Origin of the sequence: Microcystis sp. T1-4, assembly GCF_000297435.1 — a bacterium.
Classification (GTDB): Bacteria; Cyanobacteriota; Cyanobacteriia; order Cyanobacteriales; family Microcystaceae; genus Microcystis.
In genome coordinates, this window is the sequence record NZ_CAIP01000049.1 from 1 (window position 1) to 25,162 (window position 25,162).

17 protein-coding genes are annotated in these 25,162 nt (G+C 43.2%); 16 read left to right on the forward strand and 1 reads right to left on the reverse strand.

All coding sequences use genetic code 11. The features are described 5' to 3' along the window. The first annotated feature begins 247 nt into the window (after window positions 1–247). From MICAI_RS02785 to MICAI_RS02815, 7 genes are all read left to right on the forward strand, one after another. Window positions 248–1,102 (forward strand): type 1 glutamine amidotransferase domain-containing protein, encoded by an 855-nt coding sequence (locus MICAI_RS02785; protein ID WP_008197433.1) that lies wholly within the window; start codon window positions 248–250, stop codon window positions 1,100–1,102. A 39-nt stretch (window positions 1,103–1,141) separates the two neighbouring features. Beyond that, a complete protein-coding gene (locus MICAI_RS02790) occupies window positions 1,142–2,839 on the forward strand; it encodes a thiamine pyrophosphate-binding protein (RefSeq protein WP_008197435.1) in 1,698 nt (565 codons plus the stop codon). Window positions 2,840–2,864: 25 nt separating this feature from the next. Then, window positions 2,865–3,059 carry an aldo/keto reductase gene (locus MICAI_RS02795; protein WP_157221712.1) on the forward strand — a complete coding sequence of 65 codons (195 nt, stop codon included), beginning with the start codon at window positions 2,865–2,867 and terminating at the stop codon, window positions 3,057–3,059. Between the two features lie 82 nt (window positions 3,060–3,141). Next, window positions 3,142–3,483, forward strand: coding sequence for a Nif11 family protein (locus tag MICAI_RS02800; protein WP_008197437.1), 342 nt, complete (start codon window positions 3,142–3,144; stop codon window positions 3,481–3,483). Between the two features lie 11 nt (window positions 3,484–3,494). Beyond that, complete coding sequence (locus MICAI_RS02805) at window positions 3,495–3,806, forward strand: Nif11-like leader peptide family natural product precursor (RefSeq protein ID WP_008197439.1); 312 nt, start codon at window positions 3,495–3,497, stop codon at window positions 3,804–3,806. Between the two features lie 3 nt (window positions 3,807–3,809). Next, entirely contained in the window at window positions 3,810–5,357 is a 1,548-nt protein-coding gene (locus MICAI_RS02810) for a GMC family oxidoreductase (protein WP_008197440.1), read from the forward strand. Window positions 5,358–5,409: 52 nt separating this feature from the next. Continuing rightward, the gene (locus MICAI_RS02815) at window positions 5,410–6,990 is read left to right on the forward strand and encodes a GMC family oxidoreductase (protein ID WP_008197442.1); all 1,581 of its coding nucleotides are present in this window, start codon (window positions 5,410–5,412) and stop codon (window positions 6,988–6,990) included. Window positions 6,991–7,123: 133 nt separating this feature from the next. Here the strand turns inward: MICAI_RS02815 and MICAI_RS26770 are convergent, their stop codons facing one another. Continuing rightward, window positions 7,124–7,312, reverse strand: a complete 189-nt coding sequence (locus tag MICAI_RS26770; RefSeq protein ID WP_039899517.1) for a hypothetical protein — start codon at window positions 7,310–7,312, stop codon at window positions 7,124–7,126. A gap of 371 nt (window positions 7,313–7,683) precedes the next feature. Between MICAI_RS26770 and MICAI_RS02825 the strand changes: the two genes are divergently transcribed. The 9 genes from MICAI_RS02825 (at window position 7,684) to MICAI_RS02865 (ending at window position 25,142) form a co-directional block, all read left to right on the forward strand. Further along, window positions 7,684–8,382: an EthD domain-containing protein gene (locus tag MICAI_RS02825; RefSeq protein ID WP_008197446.1), complete on the forward strand. Its 699-nt coding sequence runs from the start codon at window positions 7,684–7,686 to the stop codon at window positions 8,380–8,382. Between the two features lie 92 nt (window positions 8,383–8,474). Then, on the forward strand, window positions 8,475–10,682 hold the full coding sequence (locus MICAI_RS02830) for an AGE family epimerase/isomerase (RefSeq protein WP_008197448.1): 2,208 nt from the start codon (window positions 8,475–8,477) through the stop codon (window positions 10,680–10,682). A gap of 33 nt (window positions 10,683–10,715) precedes the next feature. Continuing rightward, window positions 10,716–13,082 (forward strand): isoamylase, encoded by a 2,367-nt coding sequence (locus MICAI_RS02835; RefSeq protein WP_081504646.1) that lies wholly within the window; start codon window positions 10,716–10,718, stop codon window positions 13,080–13,082. Between the two features lie 104 nt (window positions 13,083–13,186). Continuing rightward, window positions 13,187–13,831, forward strand: coding sequence for a DJ-1/PfpI family protein (locus tag MICAI_RS02840; protein WP_216362923.1), 645 nt, complete (start codon window positions 13,187–13,189; stop codon window positions 13,829–13,831). A gap of 85 nt (window positions 13,832–13,916) precedes the next feature. Next, window positions 13,917–15,509, forward strand: a complete 1,593-nt coding sequence (locus MICAI_RS02845; RefSeq protein ID WP_008197454.1) for an AGE family epimerase/isomerase — start codon at window positions 13,917–13,919, stop codon at window positions 15,507–15,509. Between the two features lie 28 nt (window positions 15,510–15,537). After that, window positions 15,538–16,905, forward strand: coding sequence for an alpha-amylase family protein (locus tag MICAI_RS02850; protein ID WP_039899515.1), 1,368 nt, complete (start codon window positions 15,538–15,540; stop codon window positions 16,903–16,905). Window positions 16,906–16,947: 42 nt separating this feature from the next. After that, window positions 16,948–18,672: a hypothetical protein gene (locus MICAI_RS02855; protein WP_232306111.1), complete on the forward strand. Its 1,725-nt coding sequence runs from the start codon at window positions 16,948–16,950 to the stop codon at window positions 18,670–18,672. A 121-nt stretch (window positions 18,673–18,793) separates the two neighbouring features. Beyond that, a complete protein-coding gene (locus MICAI_RS02860) occupies window positions 18,794–22,987 on the forward strand; it encodes a TIR domain-containing protein (protein WP_008197459.1) in 4,194 nt (1,397 codons plus the stop codon). A gap of 22 nt (window positions 22,988–23,009) precedes the next feature. Next, window positions 23,010–25,142, forward strand: a complete 2,133-nt coding sequence (locus tag MICAI_RS02865) for a cache domain-containing protein (RefSeq protein WP_008197460.1) — start codon at window positions 23,010–23,012, stop codon at window positions 25,140–25,142. Window positions 25,143–25,162 lie beyond the last annotated feature (20 nt).

Sequence of the window (25,162 nt, forward strand, 5' to 3'; positions counted from 1 at the left end):
TTGTTATCAGCTTTTCAAAACAAGATTTAGTATAACTTAACGGTTATTTATTAAAGTTCATAGACAGGTTACAAAAATTTACCTAAACTCTCTACGCTTCCTCGGTTCTCTGTGTTAGTCTGAGTCCATAAATTAGTTTATCTAGACCTGAAGCTCACAGGAATGATCGCTACCCCTTGTCTAGCCAAGGCTACATCGGGTTGTGGCTTTTATCAGTTCCCTCGTCGGCAGAAAAGGAGAAAAATTCATGTCAAAAAAAGTTCTAGTTATCCTCTCCGAATGGGGATATTGGGGTGAAGAATTGGTCGGTCCCTATGATGTATTGAACGAAGCTGGTTACATCATCGACTTTGCCACCCCCAAAGGGCGCAAACCTGTGGCCTTACCCCCCAGTATGGATGAAACTTTTATCGATCCCCCCTTGGATAAGTATGTCACGAGTGCTCACTACGCCAAACGGACAAGAGAAATTGAACAGTCGGATTTGTTGGCAAAGCCGATCGATCTTTCTAACTGGTTTCCGGCAATGCCCTATTTCAACAGCCCCAATTTTGGGCATGAGCTAGAAGCTTACTATAATAAACGGGAGCAGTGTTGGAAAGAATTAGAACAGTACGACGCACTGGTGATGGTGGGTGGGTCTGGCCCGATGGTCGATATGGTGAACAATGAGAGAGTACATGACGTGATTCTCGGATTTCTCTCTCAGGGTAAGTTAATCACCGCCGAATGTTACGCTGTGACTTGTTTAGCCTTCGCTCGCGATTGGACGGAAAGAAAAAGCATTATTTGGGGTAAACACGTTACGGGTCATGCTCGTGAATACGACTATAAAGACAGTACAGGATTTGCCCAGATGTATGGCTTCGATGGAAAGCCGATGAATACCTCCGCTAATTTTGGACCTCCCTTCTATCCCCTAGAATATATTCTCCGAGATGCGGTTGGACCAGAGGGACAGTATCACGGAGGGGTTGGGCATACTCTTTCAACAATCCTTGATTACCCATTTTTAACCGGTCGCTCTACCCAGGATTCAAAACTCGTAGGAGAACTAATTATCCAGGTTCTGGAGCATGGTCTAAGGCGTTACGGTTGGTAATCATCTACCTGATAACTCAAAACAGACTTGGAGAAAATCATGGCAGGGAAAACAGGGCGTTTCGCCATACTAGAACAATTTCTGGCAGATGGATTCACTTATATGTTTGGTAATCCGGGTACATCGGAAGAAGGGTTTCTCGATGCCCTTGGCGATTATCCAGACCTCAAATATATCCTCACTTTGCAAGAATCCGTAGCGGTCATGACGGCCGATGGTTATGCAAGGGCAACAGGAAAACCTGCCCTAGTGCAAATTCACAGTACACCAGGTTTGGGAAATGCGATCGGTGCCTTATATCAAGCCAAACGGGGGCATTCTCCCCTAGTGGTTATTGGTGGGGATGCAGGAATTAAATATCAGGCAATGGATGCCCAAATGGCAGGGGATTTATTAGCCTTTGCCGAACCTGTCACCAAATGGTCAACCCTAGTGATGGAACCCTCCTCTCTATTGCGGGTACTGCGAAGAGCGGTCAAAATTGCCACTACTCCCCCCATGGGGCCAGTGTATGTCTGCCTTCCCGTAGATATTTTAGACGCACCTACAGTGGAACCGGTCAGACCGACTTCTTTACCCTCGACCCGGGTAATCCCCGATGAGGTTTTGGTCAAAGAAATGGCGGAGATTTTGGCCTCAAGCCAAAAACCGATGATTTTTGTCGGAGATGGGGTGTCTTTTTCGGAGGCACAGGCTGAACTTACCCAAGTGGCTGAACTCTTAGGAGCCGAAGTCTGGGGGGCTGATATTGGCGACTTAAACATGAGTTATACTCATCCCCTTTATCAAGGTTCTACTGGCCATATGTTTGGCTATTCCAGTAAACCTATTACTACTAAGGGTGATGTCAACTTAGTTGTTGGCACTTATATGTTGCCCGAAGTCTTTCCTGACTTAGGCGATATCTTTGCACCTGGAGCCAAAGTTCTGCACATTGATCTCAATGCTTACGAAATTGCCAAGAACCACCCTGTAGATATAGGGGTAGTTAGTGATCCCAAATTGACCTTGGCTAAATTGGCAATCATGTTAGAGTCAATACTCAACCCAGAACAGAAAGCGGCAGCCAAAGCGAGAACAGAAGCTATCGGCCAAGCTAAAGCCCAAAACCATCAACGCCAATTAGACGCTGATCGCCAAATTCGAGATCATGTCCCCTTACATCTATCTCGCTTTATGGAAGAGTTAGCCGCCAAACTTCCCGAAGATGCAGTCATCTTTGATGAAGCAATTACTAACTCCCCTGCTATAACCCGTTATTTCCCACCTACCAAACCAAGACACTACTTTGTCACCCGTGGGGGATCATTGGGAGTCGGCATTCCGGGGGCGATTGGGGCTAAATTAGCTCATCCCGATAAAACCGTGATTGGATTTGCCGGGGATGGGGGAGCCATGTACACCATTCAGGCACTCTGGACGGCCGCCCGTCATAACATTGATGTCAAGTTTGTGATCTGCAATAACCGCTCTTATCGCATTTTACAGGAGAACATAGACGCTTACTGGCAGGAAAGAAATATTCCAGAGCGAGACTATCCCTTGAGTTTCGACTTATCTAAGCCAGATATTCACTTTGCCTCTATCGCCCAATCTCTGGGAGTACCGGGGGTTCGAGTCGAAAAACCTGCTGATATAGCTAGTGCTATTGAACAGATGTTAAACCATCCAGGACCGTTTCTGATAGATGTGGTTTTAGAAGGTGATGTTAATCCTGAAAAAATTGGGGTCAAATAGGTTCAAGCTCTGGCTGGGTACGTCAATGCCCTTCATAAGCTCTGTCATCATTGGAGCTAATAACATGAAGCAATTAGAGGACAATTTGAAGTCCGTTGAGGTTAACCTGACAGCAGAAGAGGTAGTGGCGATTGATGAAATGACGACACATTCTCCTATCTATCCTGGATGGATGCAGGGGATGGGGAATGACCCTAAAATCACTGATGCTCTAAGTTAAAGTCACGCCAAGGAGACTAGGTATTGAGATTAACTTTGGGTAACAACAAAGAACAATCAAATTTTATCGATAGGGAGTATTTATGTCTCAGGAAAATGTAGCCGCCTTTTTGAACTTACTACTCAACGATTCTGAATTGAGAGAAAAGTTTAAGACAAGAAATTTAGCAGAATTGCTGTTTCATGCTGAAAATATCGGACAAAGGTTTACGTTTGAGCAATTGTCTCAGGTGATAGCGGCAATGGAAATAAAGATAATTAGAGAGAAATTAGGAGAAGACTTTGGCCCCTATAGTAGTTTATGGGTAAAAATGTGGGGTAAATATCGTTTAGAATACATAATAGACAATCTTCTTAGTGGCTTAAGTGAGGAAGAATTAGAGCAGTTAATTCAACCTATTGATCATACAATTGTTATTGATTAAGGAGTTAATCTATGTCTAAAAGAGAAGTTTGCAACTTTTTAAAAGCTCTTGCTGAAGATTCTTTGTTAAAAAATGAGTTGAAGGTAAAAGAAAAAGACGAAGTGATGAGGTATGCCCAGCAAAGATATGATTTTACTCAAAGAGAGTTTGATGATTTTGTGTGGGTTCTGGAAAACTTACTCGCAGATAAACGAGGAGAAAAGTTTGACTTAGCTTTTAGCTTGTGGGAAACTATGTGGGGTAAATATTATCTGGAATTTGTGGTTGATAATGTGATTGGTAGTTTATCTGACCAAGATCTGGAAAAAGTGATAGGGAGCTAAAAAATGAACTTTGAAAAGGCCTTTGATTATATTATTGTCGGTGCTGGGGCATCTGGATGTGTGATTGCCAATCGACTTATTGAAAACCTTGATTGTCACGTTCTACTATTAGAAGCAGGAGATGCTGATAATAACCCTACTATCCATAACACAGATATTCAGTCAATGACTTCCCTGTGGAGTGGCACAACAGACTGGGGATACTCAACAGAAGAAGAACCCTATTTGAATAATCGTAAAATCTCTATTGCTCAGGGAAAAGTTCTTGGCGGTGGTACATCAGTTAATGCCATGATGTACATCAGGGGAAATCGTCGTAACTATGATCACTGGAATGGTTTGGGCAATGAAAACTGGAGTTATCAAGATGTCTTACCCTACTTCAAAAAGTCAGAAAATTATCAAGGTGGATCACCAGAATATAGGGGCAGTGGTGGCGTATTAAACGTGATCGATTATGCCAATCCTTCCCCCGTTTCTCAGGCTTTTGTCGCCGCAGCAGTGGAACTAGGTTATCAGGGTAACGGATGGGACTGTAATGGTCAACAACAGGAAAACGGAGCATTTTTCTATCAATCCACCCGAACCAAAGATAATCAACGTTGTAGCACTGCTGTAGCTTTTATTACCCCAATTTTAGGGAACCCCAATTTAACCGTAGAAACAAAAGCTTTAGTCACTCGGATTTTAATATCGGCAAATAAAGCGATCGGGCTTGAATACTTGCAAGAGGGGAAACTTCATCAAGTTAAAGCCCAATCAGAAATCATTATTAGTAGTGGTTCTTTCGAGTCTCCTAAACTATTAATGCTCTCTGGAATCGGCCCGGCTGAACACTTAAAAGCCCATCACATCCCAGTCATTGTCGATTTACCTGGAGTCGGACAAAATTTACAAGATCATCTTTTATTAGGAGTTGGATATGAATGTAAACAAGAACAACCTTTACCGAACCTACTTTCTGAAGCTGGTTTGTTTACTTGGACTCGGAGTGGAATCACTTCCGCTTCACCAGATCTTCAGTTCTTTTTCGGTCCAGTTCAATTTATCGAACCAGAATATCGCACAGACGGGCCTGGATTTACCTTTGCTCCCATTGTTGCCCAACCCCAAAGTCGAGGCACTATCTCTTTGAGGTCTAATAATCCTCAAGACTTAGCAGTTATTCAGGCCAATTATTTACAATGTGAAACAGATATCAATGTTTTCATTAGAGGAATACAACTAGCCCGAGAATTAGTTGATACTTCTCCCTTTAATGAGTTTCGAGGACGAGAATTAGCCCCCGGACCATCGGTGACAAGTTCCTCAGATTTGAGCGCATATATTCGGCGAGTTTGCTCAACAGTTTGGCATCCAGTTGGAACCTGTAAAATGGGTAGGGATCACTTAGCGGTAGTCAATCCTCAATTGCAAGTTTATGGAATAGAAGGACTAAGAGTTGCTGATGCTTCAATTATGCCAACTATTACCAGTGGAAATACTAACGCTCCTGTCATTATGATTGGAGAAAAAGCTGCTGATATGATTATTACTCTTCAGAAGCAGTAATCAAAATAAATATTAAATCTCAAAAAAATCTCAAGATACAAGGAATAAATTTATGGCAGATAGTTTTGATTTCATTATTGTCGGTTCAGGGACAGCAGGTTCCACCATTGCCTATCGTTTAAGCGAAATTGCTGATGCCACCGTCTTAATTCTTGAAGCTGGAGGAACTAAAATTATAGAAGCCGTTGACATTCCCTATCGTTGGAATGAACTCTTGCTCACAGAAATAGACTGGGCTTATATGAGTGTTCCTCAGCCTGGTCTGAATAACAGACAAGTTTATTGTGCATCAGGGAAACTCATCGGCGGCAGCTCTAACATTTATCACATGATCCATACCAGAGGCAGACCTCAAGATTACGATAACTGGGCTTATAATGGTTGTGCTGGTTGGTCTTTTAAAGATGTCTTGCCCTATCTGCAAAAACTAGAAAATCAACAAGATAACACCAATCCAACGGCGGGAAAACAGGGACCCATTAATGTTATCAATGCCCAAGTTGAAGGCAACCCAGTCTCACAAACTTTTATTGATGCCTGTGTAGAAATGGGTTATCCATTAGTGGAAGATTTTAATGTCCAGGAATTTGGCGCAGGTTGGCATCATATAGACATCAAGGATGGCAAGCGCTGTGGAGCGAGAAATGCTTATCTAGAGCCAGCCTTAATACGCTCCAATGTCACCCTAAGTGCTAATTCCCAAACCACAAGGCTATTAATCGAAAATAATCGTTGTGTTGGGGTTGAATATTGGCAAGATGGCATCCTAAAGACCGCTAGAGCTAATCAAGAAGTGATTGTCTGTGCTGGAGCGATTCAATCACCTAAACTGCTAATGCTTTCGGGAATTGGCCAACCTGAGCATCTAGCTCAATTTAACATTCCAGTGGTCGTAGATTTACCCGGTGTAGGGGAAAACTTTCATGATCATCCTCTGATGATTGGACCGATGGGAATGATGGCAGAACCTGGCTCAGATCCCCAAGAAAATATGACAGAAGCAGCTCTTTTCTGGGGATCTCAACCCGATTTAATTGTGCCTGACTTGGAGATCTGTATTGTTCACCGGGCCCCCTTTGGAGAAGGATTTTTTCAAAATGTTATTGAAAGGGTTCAAACAAATCAACCCGTTCCCTCAGTGGCTCAATTAGTTGATCCAAGGATCATTTTAGCCTTGCCTGGGTTAGTTTCTCCCTTATCTCGTGGGTGGATTCGTCTAGCCAGTAGTGATCCTTTAGTAAATCCTTTAGTTAATCCCAACTATGGAGCGGAAAGAGCAGATATTGATCGGATTGTGACTATGGTTAAAATTGCCCGGGATATTTACCAAACCCAAGCCTTTGCCAAATTAGGACTCACAGAAATCAATCCAGGTCGGGATGTGCGAACCGATGAAGAATTGAGAACTTGGATCATTAATAATCTCGGTTCTTACTATCACTTTGTTGGTTCTTGCAAAATGGGAATCGACAATATGTCCGTTGTTGATCCTTGTTTAAAGGTCTATGGAGTAGAAGGTTTACGAGTAGCAGATGGTTCGATTATCCCTACCGTTCCATCCGCTAACCCTCACACCTCCATCATCATGATTGGGGAAAAAGCAGCAGATTTAATCAAACAACAAATTCACTAACTGACAATAAGTAAAAACATGACAGAGCAAAAATCCCTGGAAATCTTTGATTTAGGAGACTTCCGCCTAATCAGTGGACTGACACTTCCTAACGCTAAACTCGCCTATAGAACTCATGGGACGTTAAACGAAGCTAAGGATAATGCTGGCTCTTCGTTACTTGGTATGGTTCGATAGGGGAGCATAAATCGACTAAATCCTTATCTGGCAAGAGACTTAATTGATTAGTTCGCTCTAGATCAAAAACAATTGACAAAAATCGCCAAATGTCTTTCTCTATAAGAGTTTCATTCCTTATAATCCTGTACGTTGCATAAGACAAACCGAAGAACCATAATGCTATTCTTTTTCCCCATTTTTTGGCGGGTTCTCCAGACTCTTTAGAGATGTATATTGGCGAAAATCGTCCTCTTGACCCGCGTAAATACTTTATTATCTTGCCAGCACTATTTGCAGGCGGACTAATGATCCTGATAAGGGGGCAGACCTTATTGTCCAAGTTCTGAAATCTGATCATTCTCCTCTACACTTACCATTAGGTGGTGATGCCATCGGTGTGATGCGGGGTAAAATCGCCAAACTGCAAGAGGATATTGCCGCTTGGGAGAATCTGGCCGGAAAAACAGCCTATGAATGAATGCTAACCCTCACCTACTTTTCCAACTTTTTGTCCTGTACTATGAGAATAGGAATATGATTCATCAACTGATCTTTGCTCATCCCAAGCCCGGTATGAGTGAAAAGGAATTTCAAAACTACTGGGTTAATTTCCACGCAGTTTATTACGCCAGCAAAATCCCTCAAATCAGGCGTTATATGGTCGATACTCGTATTCCTTTTGGTTCGGAACCAGAAGAGCCGCTCTTTAGTGGTGTTGCTGAAATTTGGCTAGAGAACGAACAAGAACAACTCGCATCTCTCCAGTCAAAAGAGTTCTTAGCAGGAGCCCGACTAGATGAACCCAACTGGGCTGCCTTCTGGCGTACCGTAGGATTAGATACTAATACTCACGTCTTGATGGAGGGGCCGCCTTTACAAAAGGAATCCACGATGGTAAAACTCTTGATACTCGTTAAACGCAAAGCGGGAATGCCTTTAGAAGAATTTCGCCAGAAAATGCTAGGAAGTCATAGCGCCAAAGTCATGAAAATTCCAGGGCTTCGCCGTTATTTTCAATGCCATGTCAGGGATAGTTTTTATGGGATTGGAGAATCCTTACTAGATTGTGTTTCAATGCTCTGGTTTGATGACATTCAAAAACTGGAAAAAGCCTATAAATCCACCGAGTATGAACAGAAAATCTTGCCCGACTTTGCCGATCTTTTTGAATCTAAATACATCCACACAATGGTGACTGATGAACACTGGATTATCGGACCTGAATTTCGCTGATCAAGAATATAGCGGTATTTGGTAAATTATGAGATCCTTCACCGCCTATCAATTTATCAATTATCCACCCTCTATTTTTAGGAGCAATCACCATGGCTAACGCTGTTGATTTTACCTTCTCAGACCTGATCGCTGGCTACATTACCAGCTATGACAAAACCACCGATTCCTTTGGTCTGAAAACTTCCGATGATCGCGAATATACCATCTATCTGACCTCGAATACCTACTCGCAACTGATTCGCAATCTTGGACAAGCCTATCAGGATGCAACGGGGGCGATGCGAGACCTGATTGAATCAGGCCAACCCAAGCAACAAGGTCAGCGGGGGCGGTTTATTTTTGCTTATGGGATCTTTTATCCCCTCGATAACCATCAGTATCGGTTTGAGGCCAAACAGATCAACTTTATTGGACGCTCCGATGACTATAGCAATGACTATGTCTTTGAACAACCAAACTGGTGGATCACTCAAATCAAGCAATTAGGAGACTTTTATCTCAAGTCTCAGTTTGGCACTCCTGACGGCAAGCTTAATATTGACTATTCTCTCTACCGCACTAATTTAGGGGTTACGGGAGAAAAACAAAAAAGTGGCCGACAAGAAACCGATACAATTTCTCGCCTCGTCTATGGTTTTGCCACAGCCTTTTTAATGACGGGGGACGATCGCTATCTGGAAGCCGCTAACAAGGGAACTGAATACCTGCGGGATCACCTGCGGTTTGAAGATAAAAATGCCGGTATTGTTTACTGGTATCATGCCGTTGATCGCCAAGCGAACGGACGGGAGGATAAAGTCTTTGCCTCGGAGTTTTGGCAAGATTTTGATGCCATTCCTTGCTATGAGCAGATTTATGCCTTAGCAGGTCCTGTTCAGACTTACCGAGTCACGGGCGATCCGAAAATCCTCGCCGATGCTCAAGCAACGGTTAAGTTATTTAAGGATTACTTCCGAGATCCCAAACTAGGGGGCTACTATTCCCATATCGATCCCATTACCCTTAAGCCCTACGGCCAGATCTTAAAAGCGCGCAACAATGAAGCCAAGAAGAATTGGAACTCTGTGGGCGACCACGCTCCCGCTTATTTAATTAACCTCTGGCTGGGAACTGGCAAAGAAGAATACGCGGAGTTTCTCGAAGAAACCTTTGATACTATAACCGAGCATTTTCAAGATTACCAGAACAGTCCCTTTGTGCAAGAAAAATTCAATGATGACTGGTCGCCAGATTACAGTAAGCAAGAGCAGCCCAACAAAGCCGTTGTTGGTCACAACCTCAAGATTGCTTGGAATTTAACCCGGATGTACGGACTAAAAAACAAGCAAGAATATAAAGACTTTGCTAACAAGATTGGCAACACCATTGCTCAAGTCGGCTCTGACCGTCAACGGGGCGGTTGGTACGATATGCAGGATCGGCAAGAAAAAGCGGGCAATTTCTATAAATACTTCTGGCACGATCGCAAAGCTTGGTGGCAAATGGAACAGGGCATTTTAGCCTATTACATTTTGTCGGGAGTCTATCGGGAAAATGCCGAATTTTTACGCTATGCCCGGGAAGGAACAGCCTTCTATAATGCCTACTTCCTCGATCACGAAGCGGGAGGAGTCTATTTCAATGTCTTGGCTAATGGAATCCCGTATTTGCTGGGAACAGAATGGGGCAAAGGCAGCCACTCCATGTCCGGCTATCACTCCTTTGAATTGTGCTATTTAGCGGCCGTCTATACCAATTTGCTGCTGTTCAAAGAGCCGATGGATTTCTACTTCAAGCCCGTCCCCGGCGGCTTCCCCGATCGCATTCTGCGGGTAGCTCCCGATATCCTGCCTCCCGACAGTATTTATATTAAACAAGTCTGGATTGAGGGGGCGCGCTATGATGACTTTGATGCCAAAGCATTGACTGTCAAGCTTCCGAGCAACTACGACAACAAGAAAATCCGGGTGCTGATCTATCCGACAGGTATTACTTTTGAAGCGGCTCTGTTAGACTTCAGCGAGGGCGTTGCCAAAGTGGATTTAACCGGAGAAATCGATCAAGGAGACTCGTGGGCAATCGGCGAACTGGAACAAGAGTTTAACCGCCTAGAAATCCAACAGGCACAAAAAGTAGTTCTCGTCGCCTCAAGTTTGACATCCATCTCTGACGAAGCCCTGCGCTACTTAACCTATTACATTCGTCGGCGTACTCGTGAAACAGGCGGCAGCTTTACCCTCTCCGTCGAGGGAGCTAACGAGCAGGTGAAAAAGGCTTTCCTAGACGCTAATGTCGTTGAGCCAGACCAAATCTCTTAGGCGTTGAAAAAGATTAGCTCGAGGTGGAAAAACATGAATTACGCTCGACTCTCATTGGCATGGCATCCTCACTCAAATAACAGAGGGAAATTTTCCTCCCCCAAGCATTGGCTCTTAGCAGCACTGTTATCCCTGGTGTTAAGTTTTGCCATCCCCTCTCTCATCGAACCGGCTCTAGCAGTGGGAGCTAACAACCTGGGGGCGACTTTCGACGCAACCCAAAATAATGTCACCTTTCGCGTCTATTCTAATGCCGCCACTCACCTGGAAGTTTGGCTCTACGACCAGAATTTGGGCGCAGCGGAAAAATTTAAACTTCCTTTAACCCAAGATAGCAGTAGCAAAATTTGGTCTGTTAGCGTACCCGTATCAACCCTGAAAGCCAACGGGATAACAGATACCATCTACTACGGCTATCGCGCTTGGGGTCCGAATTGGACTTACGATCCCTCTTGGACTCAAGGATCGACCGTTGGGTTTGTGCGGGATGTGGACGGTCAAGGAAACCGCTTTAACCCGAATAAACTCCTCTTAGATCCTTATGCAGTGGAGGTAAGCCACGATCGCCTAATTCCCACCGCCACCGGGCAGACCAATGGGGGGATTTATGTCTCAGGTCCAGAATACCGGGCCTTTGACACGGGAAGCCAAGCACCGAAAGGGATTGTCCTGCCGCTCGCTCAAGCTGACATCGGCAATAAACCGACTCGTCCCTTCAAAGATGAGATTATCTATGAAGTTCACCTGCGGGGGTTAACGGAAAACGATCCGGACATTCCCGAAAACCTGCGGGGAACTTATGCCGGAGCGGCACTCAAGGCCAAATATCTCAAAGATTTAGGGGTGACAGCCGTGGAGTTTCTGCCCCTGCAATCGATGCAAAATGACACCAATGATGTGATCGCTTCTACGGCTGGAGATAATTACTGGGGATATGACCCCTATAACTACTTTGCCGCGGATCGCCGCTATGCTGCCGATAAAACTCCGGGGGGGCCGACCCAAGAATTTCAGCAGATGACTAAAGCCTTCCACGAACAGGGACTGAAAGTCTATGTGGATGTAGTCTATAACCATACAGGGGAAGAAGGCGTAGATTCAACGGGAAATATTTCCCCCATTTTCACGATGCGAGGTTTAGACAACCCCACCTATTACGAACTCAGCAACGACGTGCGTTACTACTACAGTGATAACGGGGTCGGGCCGAATTTGAACACGGGCAATCCTGTGGTGCGGGATTTGATTATTGATTCCCTGGCCTACTGGAAAGATACTCTGGGAGTAGATGGATTCCGATTTGACCTCGCGCCGGTGATTGGCAACGACTGCCAGCGGGGATGTTTTCAATTTAACAAATTCAACCCGGAAAATGCCCTCAATCGCATGGTTAAGGAATTGCCGGTACGTCCTGCCAATGGAGGAAATGGGGCGGACTTGATTGCAGAACCTTGGGCCGTCACTAACTACCAGATGGGGAACTTCCCTAGTGGTTGGGCAGAATGGAATGATAAGTTCCGCGATAGTTTCCGTAAAGTCCAAAACCGCTTAGGAGTTGAAAACGTTCCCCCTAACGAATTGGCAACCCGTTTTGCCGGCTCGAGGGATCTATTTCAGGATGATGGTCGTAAGCCTTGGCATTCGGTCAACTTTATCGTCGCCCATGATGGATTTACCTTGCGGGATGTCTATAACTGTAACCAGAAAACCAACAGCCAACTAACTTGGGATCAGGGACCATCTGACGGAGGAACCGATAATAATTTGTCCTGGGATCAGGGAGGAGATCCCTCACTTCAGCGACAAGCCACTCGCACTGCTCTCGCCCTTGAGATGCTTTCGGCAGGTGTTCCAATGATGACGGGAGGAGATGAGATGTATCGTACCCAGTACTGCAATAACAATATGTACAACGTCGATTCTGCCGCCAATTGGCTCGACTATGACAATATCAAGGAGTATCCCCATTTCTTTAACTACAGTCAGAAGTTACTGGCTTTTCGCAATGCCCATCCGGCTTTACGTCCCGCCGATTTCTTTCGAGGGACAGATAATAATGGCAATGGCTTAAAAGACCTCACTTGGTTGCGAAGTGATGGAAATGAACCGGATAGCAATTATTTCTCGGATCCGAACCAGCATTTTCTGGCCTATCGTTTGGATGGCTCGGAATTGGGAGACGGCGGACAATCTATTTATGTCGCCTACAATAGTTGGTCGGGGAATATCCAGGCAACACTGCCCCCGAATCTTCCGGGTAAGCAATGGTATCGAGTCGCCGATACCGCCGGCTTTATGGAAAGTCAGGACAATTTTAATGCTCCCGGTGCGGAAGAATTACTGACAGGTTCAACCTATGATGTCAATGGGCGTTCCCTAGTTTTATTAATTGAGAAGTAGGAGCATTCTATCGACATTGAGTGGCTAGGTCTTGTCGGAAAATGTTTGACAGTGGCCTAGCCCACTCCGCTAAATGTGAATCAACCCTTAGCCAGAAAATAGCTGTGAATAAACCTTTAGCCGGAAAAAAAGTCGCTGTCCTTCTTGAGACAGAGTATATTGCCGCCGAGATTGAGTATTATCAAAGGGAGTTCTCGCAGCTGGGGGCAGAAGTTGAGCTACTGTCCTATTTATGGGGAGCAAAAAGCAGACAGTTAGTTTGTGATATCGATAGTCCAGAGCGTCCGGTTAAAGATATTCATACTCTAGTAGTAGATGTTGATGTCGCAGATCGGGAGGCGAATAATTACGATATTGTGGTTATGGCGGCAAATTATTGCAGTGTGAGATTGCGAGAAATTCCGCCAATGGGCAGTTTAGGAAGTCCGGATTTACTTGCTACTCCCCCGGCAGTGGATTTTTTTGCCAAGGCCATGTTAAATAAAAAAATCGTCAAAGGTGCTTTGTGTCATGCTTTATGGATTTTAACTCCCATTCCAGCCTTATTAAAGGGGCGTAAGGTTATTTGTCATACGGTGGTTTTGGCAGATGTTCATAATGCTGGGGCGATTTTTGTTCCGGCTCCCGAAAAAGTTGTCATTGATGATGATTTAATAACTGGACGCTCTTTTGCTGATATAGAAGCTTATTTTCAGGCCATCGTACAAACAGCGATCAAGAAAGATACTAACTGCAATTTGATTAAATAAATCCTCAACCACCGAGGGGGTGTGATTCCTGAAACATTTAATCTAGGCATCCTGCCTGTTGTCAACATTTATTGAGGCAATAATCATGTTAGCTCAAACTCAGTCATGGCCAACACAAATCACGGGAAAAAGGATCGCTATTATTGTTTTAGCTTTCCTCTTTAGTTGCGGAATTTTAGTTGCTTATCCCTCTCAGGTATTAGCTGATAAAAACGTTAATACAGTTAATGTAGAACAATTGCTGAAGCTGTTACCCAATGGTGATCGCTGGAAGAAACACATGACGGAAGAGCTGCTACCTTTCTGGGAAATGGAGACAGCTTTAGGTCAACCGCTGGGGAATTTTCCGACTTATCGCTGTAATGATGGTTCCTTATATAACTCTCAGTCACCTTGTCCAGAATTAAAATACGCCGCACCTGGTATTGTTTGGGTTGAGCCGGATTATCGAGACTATGTCCGCGCCAAATCTCGACAAGTTTATGCCTATGGAGTAGCTTTCCATGTAACCGGTGATGAGACTTATTTAAACTATGCTCGAGCCGGAGCCAATTATCTGCGAAAATATGCTTTAGATTCCCAAAATGGGGGGGCCTATAGCTATTGGCATGAACCCGAACATTTACCCGGACCAGAAAAACTACAAAGAACCAGTCAAGATTTAGCTTATGCTCTGAGTGGGATGGGATTTTACTATTATCTCACCCGCGATGCTGCTGTTTTAAAGGACATCATCCAGGTTAAAAACTACATTTTTGACACCTATTACGAGCCGACTCTGGATCTGATTAATTGGGTCAAAGAACCTTCTCCGGATGGAGATCAAGCCAACCAAAAAGAATTAGTCTCCCAACTGGATCAAATTTATGGTTATATGTTGTGGTTAACCCCGACATTAGCTGAACCAGATCAAACTCAATGGAAGCAAGATCTGAATCATTTAGCCCACATTATCATCAATCAGTTTTATAGTCCTCAACAAAATCTGTTTTGGGGTGCTGTTACCAATAGTAACATCAAACATTTAGGGACACCGCATACAGATTTTGGCCATTCCGTTAAAACTATGTGGTTAATTTATCAAATCGGTAAGCTAACCGATGATTTAGAATTAACCTTGTTTGGGGAGAATCATGCCGCAGAAATTCTGGAAACAGCTTACTTGAAAAAAACTGGCTCTTGGGCCAGGGGGTTTGATGAAAATGGCAAAATAGATCCAGATAAAGAATGGTGGAGTTTAGCAGAATTGGATCAGGTGAGTGCAACTTTAGGGTTAGTCGATCCAAGCTATGCAGTTTACTTGCCGAAAACCTATAACTATTGGTTTAATTATATGGTCGATCCAGAAAATAAGGAAATCTGGCACATGGTAAGTGCTAAGACGAATAAACCTTATCCTTGTCTGGCCACTCAACCATTAAACGAGTCTAAATGTTTTCCGAAACAGCATTCTTGGAAAAATGCCCTCCATTCATTTGAACACGCTTTAGTAGGATATATCACCATGCAGCAAATTCATAATCAACCCGTCCAGCTTTATTATGCCTTTAAAGAGAAACCAGAGGATAAATTCATCTATCCTTATTTTTATGAGGGCAAGGTTAGCCAGATCATTAATCACTCAACTCAAGACAATTCTAGTTCTATCCAAGAAGTAATCTTCACCGATATCCGTTGAAAATTTCTAAAATCATGGAGCAAAAATAATGACTAATTCCCTCTCTATAGGGTTGAAAACGTTACTCACTGTCATCATGGCCTTTTTTGTCGTGTTTGTTAACCCAGTGAGGGCCGATGTGATCTATCATGCCTTTAATGTTCCTTTTCGGGAGATTGAAAGGGAACTTCCTGAACTTAAAGCAGATGGCTTTACCTACATTCAAATTTCACCCCCTCAATTGAGTAACCCTTCCCCTGAATGGTGGGGCAGATATCAACCGATTGATTTTACTGTGATTGATAGTCCTTTAGGCAATGAAAATGAGCTAAAAGAACTTATTGACACGGCCCATCAACAGGGAGAAAAAATTATTGTCGATGTGGTGCTTAATCACATGGCCAACTATGAAAATTATCCCAATACCCTGCAATATCCACGCTTTTCTCCTCAAGATTTTCACGGCAGGGCTTGCATTCAAAACTATGATGATTCCTATCAAGCTACTCACGGATGGTTAGGACTAGACTGTGCTAGTGGTCAAGGGGGACTGCCTGATTTAAACACTGAATCTTCCTATGTCCGTCAAGAGGCGAAAAATTACATTAATAAGCTTTTAGACCTTGGTGCTGATGGGTTCCGTTTTGATGCGCTTAAACATATTGAACCGGGCTTTTTCCAAGAAGTGCTTGCGGGAGTAGCCGCCGATGTCTATCTCTATGGGGAAATTGTCGAAGATAGTCCAAGAATGGCTTTTTCCTATACTTCTATTCACGATCTTGATGTTACGGATTACCCCCTATTAAATACTCTTAAAAGGGCTTTTAGTCTAGGGGGTGATTTGCGTATTCTCAAAGATCCCAGAAGTGGAAATGGAGCTTTACCCGGTCCCAATGCTGTCACCTTTGCTAAAACCCATGATACCGTTCCGGGCAGCCTGCTTTATGGGGGTTATGGATTAGATTCAAGGGATAGTATCTTAGCTAATGCTTTCGTGCTTTCCCGTGCCGATGGATTACCTTTAATTTATGGGGAGGATGCTTCAGATCCCATTGTTAAAGCGGGGGTGGGATTCCATGAGCAAATGATGGGACAACCTCAGTCTTTCCCGAATGGTAATGAGATTGCCACAGGGGGAGATAGCCCAAATTTACTCTTTATTGAAAGAGGCGATTTAGGTATTGCCATGATCAATAAATCTGGCAATCCATTTGATGTTGCCGATGCTAGAATGCCTGGTTTAGACGTAGGTTGCTATCAAGAACTGCACTACAATTTCCCCATGTCTGTCAGTGTTGGTGGGGATGGACAGAAACAGATAACTCGCTGGGGTAATAACGAAAGAGGGGGCATTTCAATTCAACCTAGAGATGCCATGTTTTTTGTCAAAACTTCCGATAACATCTGTGTTCGATGATGCTAATGGGAGTTCTCTACTTTAAATCATGGAGAAAAAATGATGACTAATTCACTCTCTGTAGGGCTGAAAACATTGCTAACCCTTATCATGGCCTTTTTTGTGGTGTTTGTTAACCCAGTTAAGGCTGATGTGAGCAATCAGGTTTTTTCTACTCCAATTGTCAATCAAAAAACCGAGGGAATGGCGATTCCGGTGCTGTGTAACCCGGACATTTCTCAATGTCCCGCCAGTGCCCAGTTACTGGGAACGGTTAACAACAACCGAGGACACTGGAATCCCTTTTTACCAGAAAACAACATGATTGAAGACGGCCCGCTCTATTACAAGGAATTAGAACTCAAGGCGAATGGAGGCCGCCACGGTAACGGAATCTATGCTTTCCGTTTTGTTACTAATCAAAACTTGCAACAGACCTTCAAGGCCGATCACAACCGAACGGATAGTACAGGTAAACCTAAATTGGTGGCAGGAGAACTCGCTCACCAAGCCCAGAATATTATCATCAAAGTTGACCGTGACGATGTTTATAAAATTAGCTTTAACCCTTCAAACTTAACCTTTGATGTCACGCCTCATCCCACCTACCTAACAAAAATTGAATCGGTACAACTAAATGGATTTGTCTGGGATGACGAAGATATGTTCCAGAAATTTGATGAAACCCGTGCCAACCACGAAATCACAAAAAACGGGGATTGGTGGGAGAAAACAATCCCCCTCAAGGCGAATGGGGGTATTGATTTTAGAGCCGATGGAGTCTATCAATTTTTATTCTCTGCCAACCACAACGAGGACTGGGGATTTGGCGCCTATAATAACGGCAAAAATACTCTCACCGGAGGAACTGGCTTTGGCAGCAGCGGGGGACAGAGCCGGCACTCCGCAATCACGATTCAAGTCTTTGAAGATGGTAATTACACCCTCCAGATGAATCCCTTGGAATATAAGTTTCAAGTCAAAGCTCCTGAGGGGGTAAGACCTGTTAAAATCTGGAACGACGTAAACTCCTTTCAATTACTCGGCACCTTTTATCCCGATGTTCAATTCGATCCCACCAAGGCAGAACACAATATGGAACCTGTTGGTGACAAGATCTGGACGAAAACTTTGCAATTAAAACCGGGTATTTACGGGGCAAATTTTGCCATTTCTGGGGAGCTTTTTTTGGATACAATGGCCCTCGGTGCTTGGCTGGAATCCGATCACCCCAACAAACTGATTGGTCGCGGCTGGCATGGCAAGCCTAACGAGCCTAATATTTTCTTTGAAGTCAAAGAAACTGGAGCCTACCGATTCACCTACGACGGCGCTCAAGATCAATTCTCAATTGAATCCTTAAGCAATGCCCCTTTGCAACCGCCGGCCGTGATTGAAACCTTACAGTTAGTGGGGAATTTCCCTGAACCTCTGCAAGCTTGGGAGCCAACCAGTACCGCCAACAATATGCAACAAATTGGCCCGCACATCTTTAGCAAAGATGTCCAGCTGGAAGCCAATCGCAAGTATGAGTATAAGTACAATGCCAATAATTGGGGTTGGCTCTGGGTATTTGCCGATTACGAATTGGACGGCTACGGACGGGACTTTCTGGGAAGAAACCCCGACCCCGCTCATGCCCGAATTGAAGACTTGAAAGTGTACGGACAGCTTACCACTCACGGCAATCCTCCCCCTCTCCAATTCACTCCTACAGCCAGTGGTTGGTACACATTTACTGTCAACTTGGAAACGGGGGCCTACTCGGTGCAACCCAGTAAAAAATAAAATTAGGTTTGTAGTTGGGCTTTAGTCCTGACCAGATAGGGCCTTTGTCCGACTACTTACTCCGCGCGCGCGCGGAGGCAAATAACTTTTCTTTTTCTCTAAAGTCCACAGGGAGAGTAAAATGAAAAATTTCTTTGATGTCTTTATCTCCTATGGACGTGCTGATAGTAAAGCTTTTGCTATCAAACTTAATCAAAGGTTGGCAGCAGAAGGCTTAAACGTCTGGTTCGACCAAGAAGATATTCCCTTGGCTGTGGACTATCAAGAACAGATTAATGATGGCATCGAGAGGACACATAACTTTATTTTTATCATCGCCCCTCATTCAGTTAATTCCCCATATTGCCTGAAAGAAATTAATCTAGCGATTAAGTACAACAAGCGCATTATTCCGCTGCTTCATGTTGAACAAATTAGCCAAGAAACTTGGCGGCAAAGAAATACAGATAAAACTGAAGCTGACTGGCAAGAATATCAAGCTGAGGGAAGGCATTCTAGTTTTCCGAATATGCACCCAGTGATCGGCAAAATTAACTGGATCTATTTCCGAGAAGAAATTGATGATTTTGAAAGTTCTTTTGCTGGCTTGATTAGCGCAATTTATCAGCAACAACATTATGTGGAAAACCACAGTATTCTTTTGGTTAAAGCCTTAAATTGGTTGAGGAATCAGCAGCAAACTAATTATCTGTTAATTGGCGAAGAGAGACAGGCAGCAGAAAAGTGGTTAAAACATAGATTTACTGAGGAACAGCCGCCCTGTCTGCCTACAGATTTACACTGCGAATTTATTAGCGAAAGCAGTAAAAATGCTAATAATTTGATGACACAGGTTTTCCTGTCATCGTCAGAAAAAGATAATGTCATCAAGGAGAAAATTGGCAAGGCTTTGATGCGAGAAGGCTTTACCATCTGGACTAATCAGACAGATATTAAAACGGGAACTGCCTTTCAGGAGCAAATTAATAAAGGTATTGAAGGGGCGGATAACTTTGTTTATTTAATATCTCCAGAAGCCCTGCAATCATCATACTGTAATCTCGAACTTGCTCACGCTTTTGCTACCAACAAACGCATTATTCCTTTGCTGATTGAAAAGACCGATATTGAGTTAATACCATCCCAGCTACAGAAATTACAATTTATTGACTTAACTGAACATGAAGATCGGGACAAATATCGCAGTAGTATCGATAAATTGTTGAGGGAATTAAACAGTGATGTTGCTTATTATGAAAGTCATAAAGTGCTGTTAGTCAAAGCCTTGAAATGGCAGCAGCAAACCCACAACCCTAGTGTCCTATTCCGGGGCTATAATCTCCAACATTTTGAAGCTTGGCTGAAGGTAGCTAAACAGCGAAAAGAATCCCCTCCCTTACCGATACAGGAAGAATTTATTATCGCTAGTCTCAATCAACATAAACCATCTTCTTTAGAAGTTTTTATCTCTTATTCTCGTGCCGATTCAGATTTAGCAAGAAGATTAAATGAGGCTCTGTCTTCACTCGGTAAGCTCACTTGGTTCGATCAAGAAAGTATAGCTTCTGGAGAAGATTTTCGGCGAGAAATTTATCAAGGCATTGAAATTTCCGACAACTTTGTATTTATCATTTCTCCCCAATCAATCAATTCACCTTATTGTTCTGATGAGGTGGAATATGCCCAAAAATTAAATAAGCGAATTATCCCGATCTTACACCAAAAAGTTGCAGCCAAAGATTTGCCCGCTGCCTTAGCTAGTATTCAGTGGCTTGATTTTAGTCAGCATGGTGGGGACTTTCTGACCAATTTTACTCAGTTAGTTAGAACCATACATACAGACAGAGATCACGTTCATAACCATAGCAAATGGTTACAGAGAGCAAAAGAATGGGAAAATAGCCAAGAAAATGCTGACTTACTACTCCGGGGCAGTGAATTTGTCCTCGCTCAAACTTGGTTAAAGAAAATTGAGGAACAAAATAAACAACCCCCGGCAACCGAGTTACATAAGGAATTTATTCAAGCTAGTCAGACAGCCATTGAAGCGGCGGAAACAGCAGAAAAAGAACGACAACAACATTTACTCAAGCTTCAGCAAGAACGAACCCAAGAGGTAGAAAAACGCCTAGAACAAGAGAAAAAAAATGCCAGACGGCAAAAGCAATTGCTAATCGTAGTAAGTTTGCTTGGGGGAGTGGCGACTTGCTTGGGTTTTTTTGCCGCCAAGGAGTATCGCCAAGCAGCCATTAGCGAGATTGTCGCGGTCGGTCGAACCAGTCAAGCTTCCTTTGCCTTAAATGAACAATTGGAAGCGTTGACAGCAGCCATCAAAGCCAAGCGGCTAGAAATAGATTTAGAGTCAAGACCTTTCGTTAATCTACCGCCCAAGCTAAAAAACAATCTGAAAGATATCCTAAAGATAGCCCTCTATGGCATCAAACAAGCTAATATCTTCTCAGGACATTATGGCGATGTTTTAGGAGTCAAATTTAGCCCCGATGGTGAGATGATTGCCTCCGCTAGTGCAGACAATACGCTCAAACTCTGGAAAAGAGACGGAAGTTTATTAGCCACTCTTGATGAAAAGCGTGGTGGACACAAAGGTTCAGTAAATGCAGTGGCTTTCAGCCCCGATGGTCAGTTGATCGCCTCCGCTAGTACAGACAAGACAATCAAACTTTGGAAAACAGACGGGACCCTATTAAAGACACTGAAGGGACATCGGGATAGAGTTAACGCAGTGGCTTTCAGCCCGGATGGTCAGTTGATTGCCTCTGCTGGTAACGATACCACTGTTAAACTCTGGAAACGAGACGGGACCTTATTGAAGACACTGAAAGGTAATCAGAATTGGAGTTATGTTTATACAGTCGCTTTCAGCCCCGATGGTCAGTTGATTGCCTCAAGTCATAGGGACAAAATAATCCGAATCTGGAGGCGAGACGGGACCTTGTTGAAGACGCTGGAAGAACACGAGGGACCGGTAAACCTAGTGGTTTTCAGCCCTGACGGTCAGTGGATTGCTTCAGGAAGTTATGACAAAACGCTCAAACTCTGGAAGCTAGACGGTACCTCGCCGACTATCACCTTTTACGGCCAGGAAGATCCTATTTATGGGCTTACCTTCACCCCAGATGGTGAGCAAATCGTTTCGGGAAGTGATGACAAAACGGTCAGACTCTGGAAACTTGACGGCACTTTATTGATGACTCTCCGGGGACATAGCGATGCAGTTAATACGGTTGATGTCCATAACGACGGTAAAAATCTGCAAATTGCCTCGGGGAGTGACGACAACGAGGTTAGACTCTGGAAACCTTACAATGAATTAGCAACGACTCTTTTTGGCCATAGCGATGTGGTGTCGGCTATAGATTGGAATGCTGATCTAATTGTCTCAGGAAGTTGGGATAAAACACTCAAACTCTGGAAACGCGATGGCACCCTGAGTACCCTACTAGGACATAAAGGTTCAGTTAGCTCTGTCAAGATTAGTCCTAATGGTCAATTTATTGTTTCAGGAAGTCCAGACGGAAAGGTGAACATCTGGCGGCGAGATGGTAAATTGCTCAATAGCCTGAAAGGAGGCACTGGTGGTATTAACGACCTCGTAATTAGCCCCGACAGTAAGTTTATTGTCTCAGGGAATTGGGACAAAACACTGAAAATCTGGCGGCGAGATGGTAAATTGCTCAATACCCTGAGAGGACACACTGAGGTGGTTGAGACAGTGGCGATTAGCCCAGATGGTAAGTTTATTGCTTCTGGAAGTGCCGATAATAGGATCAAAATCTGGCGGCTAGATGGCCATGGCACTTTGATAAGTATTCTCACTCTTAAAGAACATCTAAGTCCCATTTTAGCGATTGATTTCAGCCCAGACGGTAGAATGCTCGTTTCTGGAAGTGGCGACAATACTATTAAACTCTGGAAGACTGATGAAAAGGGACAATGGCTTCCTTCCTCTGTTAAAACCATCGAAGGACATTCTAATTCGGTGTTGGACGTTAAATTTAGCCCCGACGGACAACAAATTGCTTCGGCTAGTAGTGATGATACCATTAAAATTTGGCAACTTGACGGTACTTTAGTGAATATGCTGCCGGGGTTTGGGGCTGATGTTAACGCCATCCATTTTAGTCAAGACGGTAAAACTCTTGTCTCCGGGAGCAGCAACAAAACAATAATTATTTGGGATTTGGCTCGCCATGTAACACCTAAAGATATCCAAAGATACGCTTGCAAGTGGTTAAAGGATTATTTACAGCATAACTCTGAGGTGACAGAGAGCGATCGCCGTCTTTGTGATCGGATTCTCGACAAAGATTATTGAAATAAAATAAGGTTAAGTCAAAATGCAAACTCAAACCAATCCTTGGCAAAAACGAATCTTTAGACTGTCCCTGTCTCTCTGCGTCATCAGTTTCTTGTTGGCAACCTTCACCATTTATGCTTACTGGCGGGAGAAAAATCAAACCAGAGAAACAGCGAAAAATAATGCCCGACAAGAAGCTGTCCGCGCCGCTAAAGAAATCGATACCCAGCTTCGTAAACTCCAGAATAGTGCCAATTCTATCGCCCACGATATCAGTAAAGGAAAACTTAAAGATCAACAGTTGCTTGAGCGATTAAAAAGCACGATAGAACAAAATCCCAATTGGTTCGGTGTCGGTGCGGCTTATGCTCCCTATACTTACAATTCCCAGATGCGTCTGTATGCTCCCTACTACATCAGAAAACAGGGTAAACTGCAATTACTGCAACTGGAATCTTTTTACGATTATACTCAACCCAGAAAGGGTGATTGGTATATCCAGTCCTTAGCCTCCGGTTCAGTTTGGTTAGAACCTCATTTTGGAGCGGCAACTAACACTTTACTCGCAGAATTTAGCACTCCTTTTTATCGCCTTAATCCAAAAACCAAAAAAAAGATTCCCTCTGGGGTAGTCTTCGCCAACTATTCCCTAGATGGGTTGAAAAACTTAATGAACTCGCTCAAACTAGGTAAGACTGGCTACGGATTTATCCTATCTAAAAAAGGAACTTTGATCTATAGTCCTAGAGAAGATTGGGTTAAAGAGCAAAAAACTATCTTTCAAATAATTTCTCAAGGGTATAAACCCGAAAAATTGCGAGTTCCAGCCGAAAAAGCTCTCAAAGGATCTAAGATTGAAATGGATTTTGAAAATCCCTTAACGGGACAATCTAGCTGGATATTTTTTGAACCTATTCCTACTACAGGTTGGACATTAGCTGCTGTCTTCATTCAAGATGAAATTTTAGTAAACACCAAGAGCTTACATAATAAACTTATCCTGATTAACTTACAAATAATTAGCTTTTTCTTTTTTCTATTTATCCTACTATTTCGCGCTTATAAAGGCAGTGTTCGCAGTCTTTGGGCTGTCTCTTCTTCCACTTCTGTTGTCTTGCTGGCGGGAATCGGATTTATTTGGTATCTCCAAATCTCTGAACATAAAATCGAACAGAAAAACAATATAGTGCTTCTGAAAAAAGCGGGTTTAAATAAATTCCTGCGATCTCGTAAATCCGAAAACCCTAAAGACTCCCCCCTCTATATTCCCACAGGAGTTTTTGTGCAGTCTCTAGAATTTGAAGATGCTAATGATGTGTTTATCACGGGCTATATTTGGCAAAAGTATGATAAGAATATCCCTCAAAGCGTCAGTCGGGGTTTTATCCTTCCCGAAGCAGTTGATCCCAATGTGACTGAAATTTATCGTCATCAAGACCAAAATTTTGAAGTGATCCTCTGGTATTTTGAAGCTAAACTCCGGGAAAACTTTGATTATTCTAAGTATCCCTTTGATGTTAAAGATGTCTGGATTCGCCTCTGGCCTAAAGACTTCTACAAAAATATCATCCTCACTCCAGATTTTGATGCCTACGATTTGATGATTCCTACTTCCCTACCCGGTTTAGCAGAGAATTTTGTTTTGCCTGGTTGGGATATTAAGAGTAGTTTTTTCCAGTACAAACTCAATAACTATAATACCAATTTTGGCATTAACAGCTATATCGGCCAGGACAATTTTCCCGAACTCTATTTTACGGTTATTGTCCAACGAAATTTTATCAATGTACTGATCAGCAATATGATGATAATTATTGTTGTCCTATTACTGCTTTTTTGTATTCAAATACTGATCATCAAACATAAAGAGAGCGGTGAAAATCAAGATTTTACCGCTTTAGAGATCGTTTCTGCTTGTGGGGCTTTTCTTTTTATTATCATTATCGACCAGATTAATCTCAGACAAAAAATTGTCACAGCAGGTATTATTTATTTAGATTATTTCTATTTCATACTATATATAATGATCATTTTAGTGGCAATTAATGCCATCCTTTTTGCTTCTAACATCAAACTTGATTGGATTCATTATAAAAACAACTTAATCCCAAAGCTACTTTATTGGCCGACTAATCTGGCACTGTTACTGCTAGTGACTCTGTTAGTTTTTTAGGCTCTTCCGTTTTTACATAA

What these genes read in the sequence shown, in the direction of transcription:
- MICAI_RS02785 (WP_008197433.1), top strand. Translation starts at nt 248, where the DNA reads ATGTCAAAAAAAGTTCTAGTTATCCTCTCCGAATGGGGATATTGGGGT.
- MICAI_RS02790 (WP_008197435.1), top strand. Translation starts at nt 1,142, where the DNA reads ATGGCAGGGAAAACAGGGCGTTTCGCCATACTAGAACAATTTCTGGCA.
- MICAI_RS02795 (WP_157221712.1), top strand. Translation starts at nt 2,865, where the DNA reads ATGCCCTTCATAAGCTCTGTCATCATTGGAGCTAATAACATGAAGCAA.
- MICAI_RS02800 (WP_008197437.1), top strand. Translation starts at nt 3,142, where the DNA reads ATGTCTCAGGAAAATGTAGCCGCCTTTTTGAACTTACTACTCAACGAT.
- MICAI_RS02805 (WP_008197439.1), top strand. Translation starts at nt 3,495, where the DNA reads ATGTCTAAAAGAGAAGTTTGCAACTTTTTAAAAGCTCTTGCTGAAGAT.
- MICAI_RS02810 (WP_008197440.1), top strand. Translation starts at nt 3,810, where the DNA reads ATGAACTTTGAAAAGGCCTTTGATTATATTATTGTCGGTGCTGGGGCA.
- MICAI_RS02815 (WP_008197442.1), top strand. Translation starts at nt 5,410, where the DNA reads ATGGCAGATAGTTTTGATTTCATTATTGTCGGTTCAGGGACAGCAGGT.
- MICAI_RS02825 (WP_008197446.1), top strand. Translation starts at nt 7,684, where the DNA reads ATGATTCATCAACTGATCTTTGCTCATCCCAAGCCCGGTATGAGTGAA.
- MICAI_RS02830 (WP_008197448.1), top strand. Translation starts at nt 8,475, where the DNA reads ATGGCTAACGCTGTTGATTTTACCTTCTCAGACCTGATCGCTGGCTAC.
- MICAI_RS02835 (WP_081504646.1), top strand. Translation starts at nt 10,716, where the DNA reads ATGAATTACGCTCGACTCTCATTGGCATGGCATCCTCACTCAAATAAC.
- MICAI_RS02845 (WP_008197454.1), top strand. Translation starts at nt 13,917, where the DNA reads ATGTTAGCTCAAACTCAGTCATGGCCAACACAAATCACGGGAAAAAGG.
- MICAI_RS02850 (WP_039899515.1), top strand. Translation starts at nt 15,538, where the DNA reads ATGACTAATTCCCTCTCTATAGGGTTGAAAACGTTACTCACTGTCATC.
- MICAI_RS02855 (WP_232306111.1), top strand. Translation starts at nt 16,948, where the DNA reads ATGACTAATTCACTCTCTGTAGGGCTGAAAACATTGCTAACCCTTATC.
- MICAI_RS02860 (WP_008197459.1), top strand. Translation starts at nt 18,794, where the DNA reads ATGAAAAATTTCTTTGATGTCTTTATCTCCTATGGACGTGCTGATAGT.
- MICAI_RS02865 (WP_008197460.1), top strand. Translation starts at nt 23,010, where the DNA reads ATGCAAACTCAAACCAATCCTTGGCAAAAACGAATCTTTAGACTGTCC.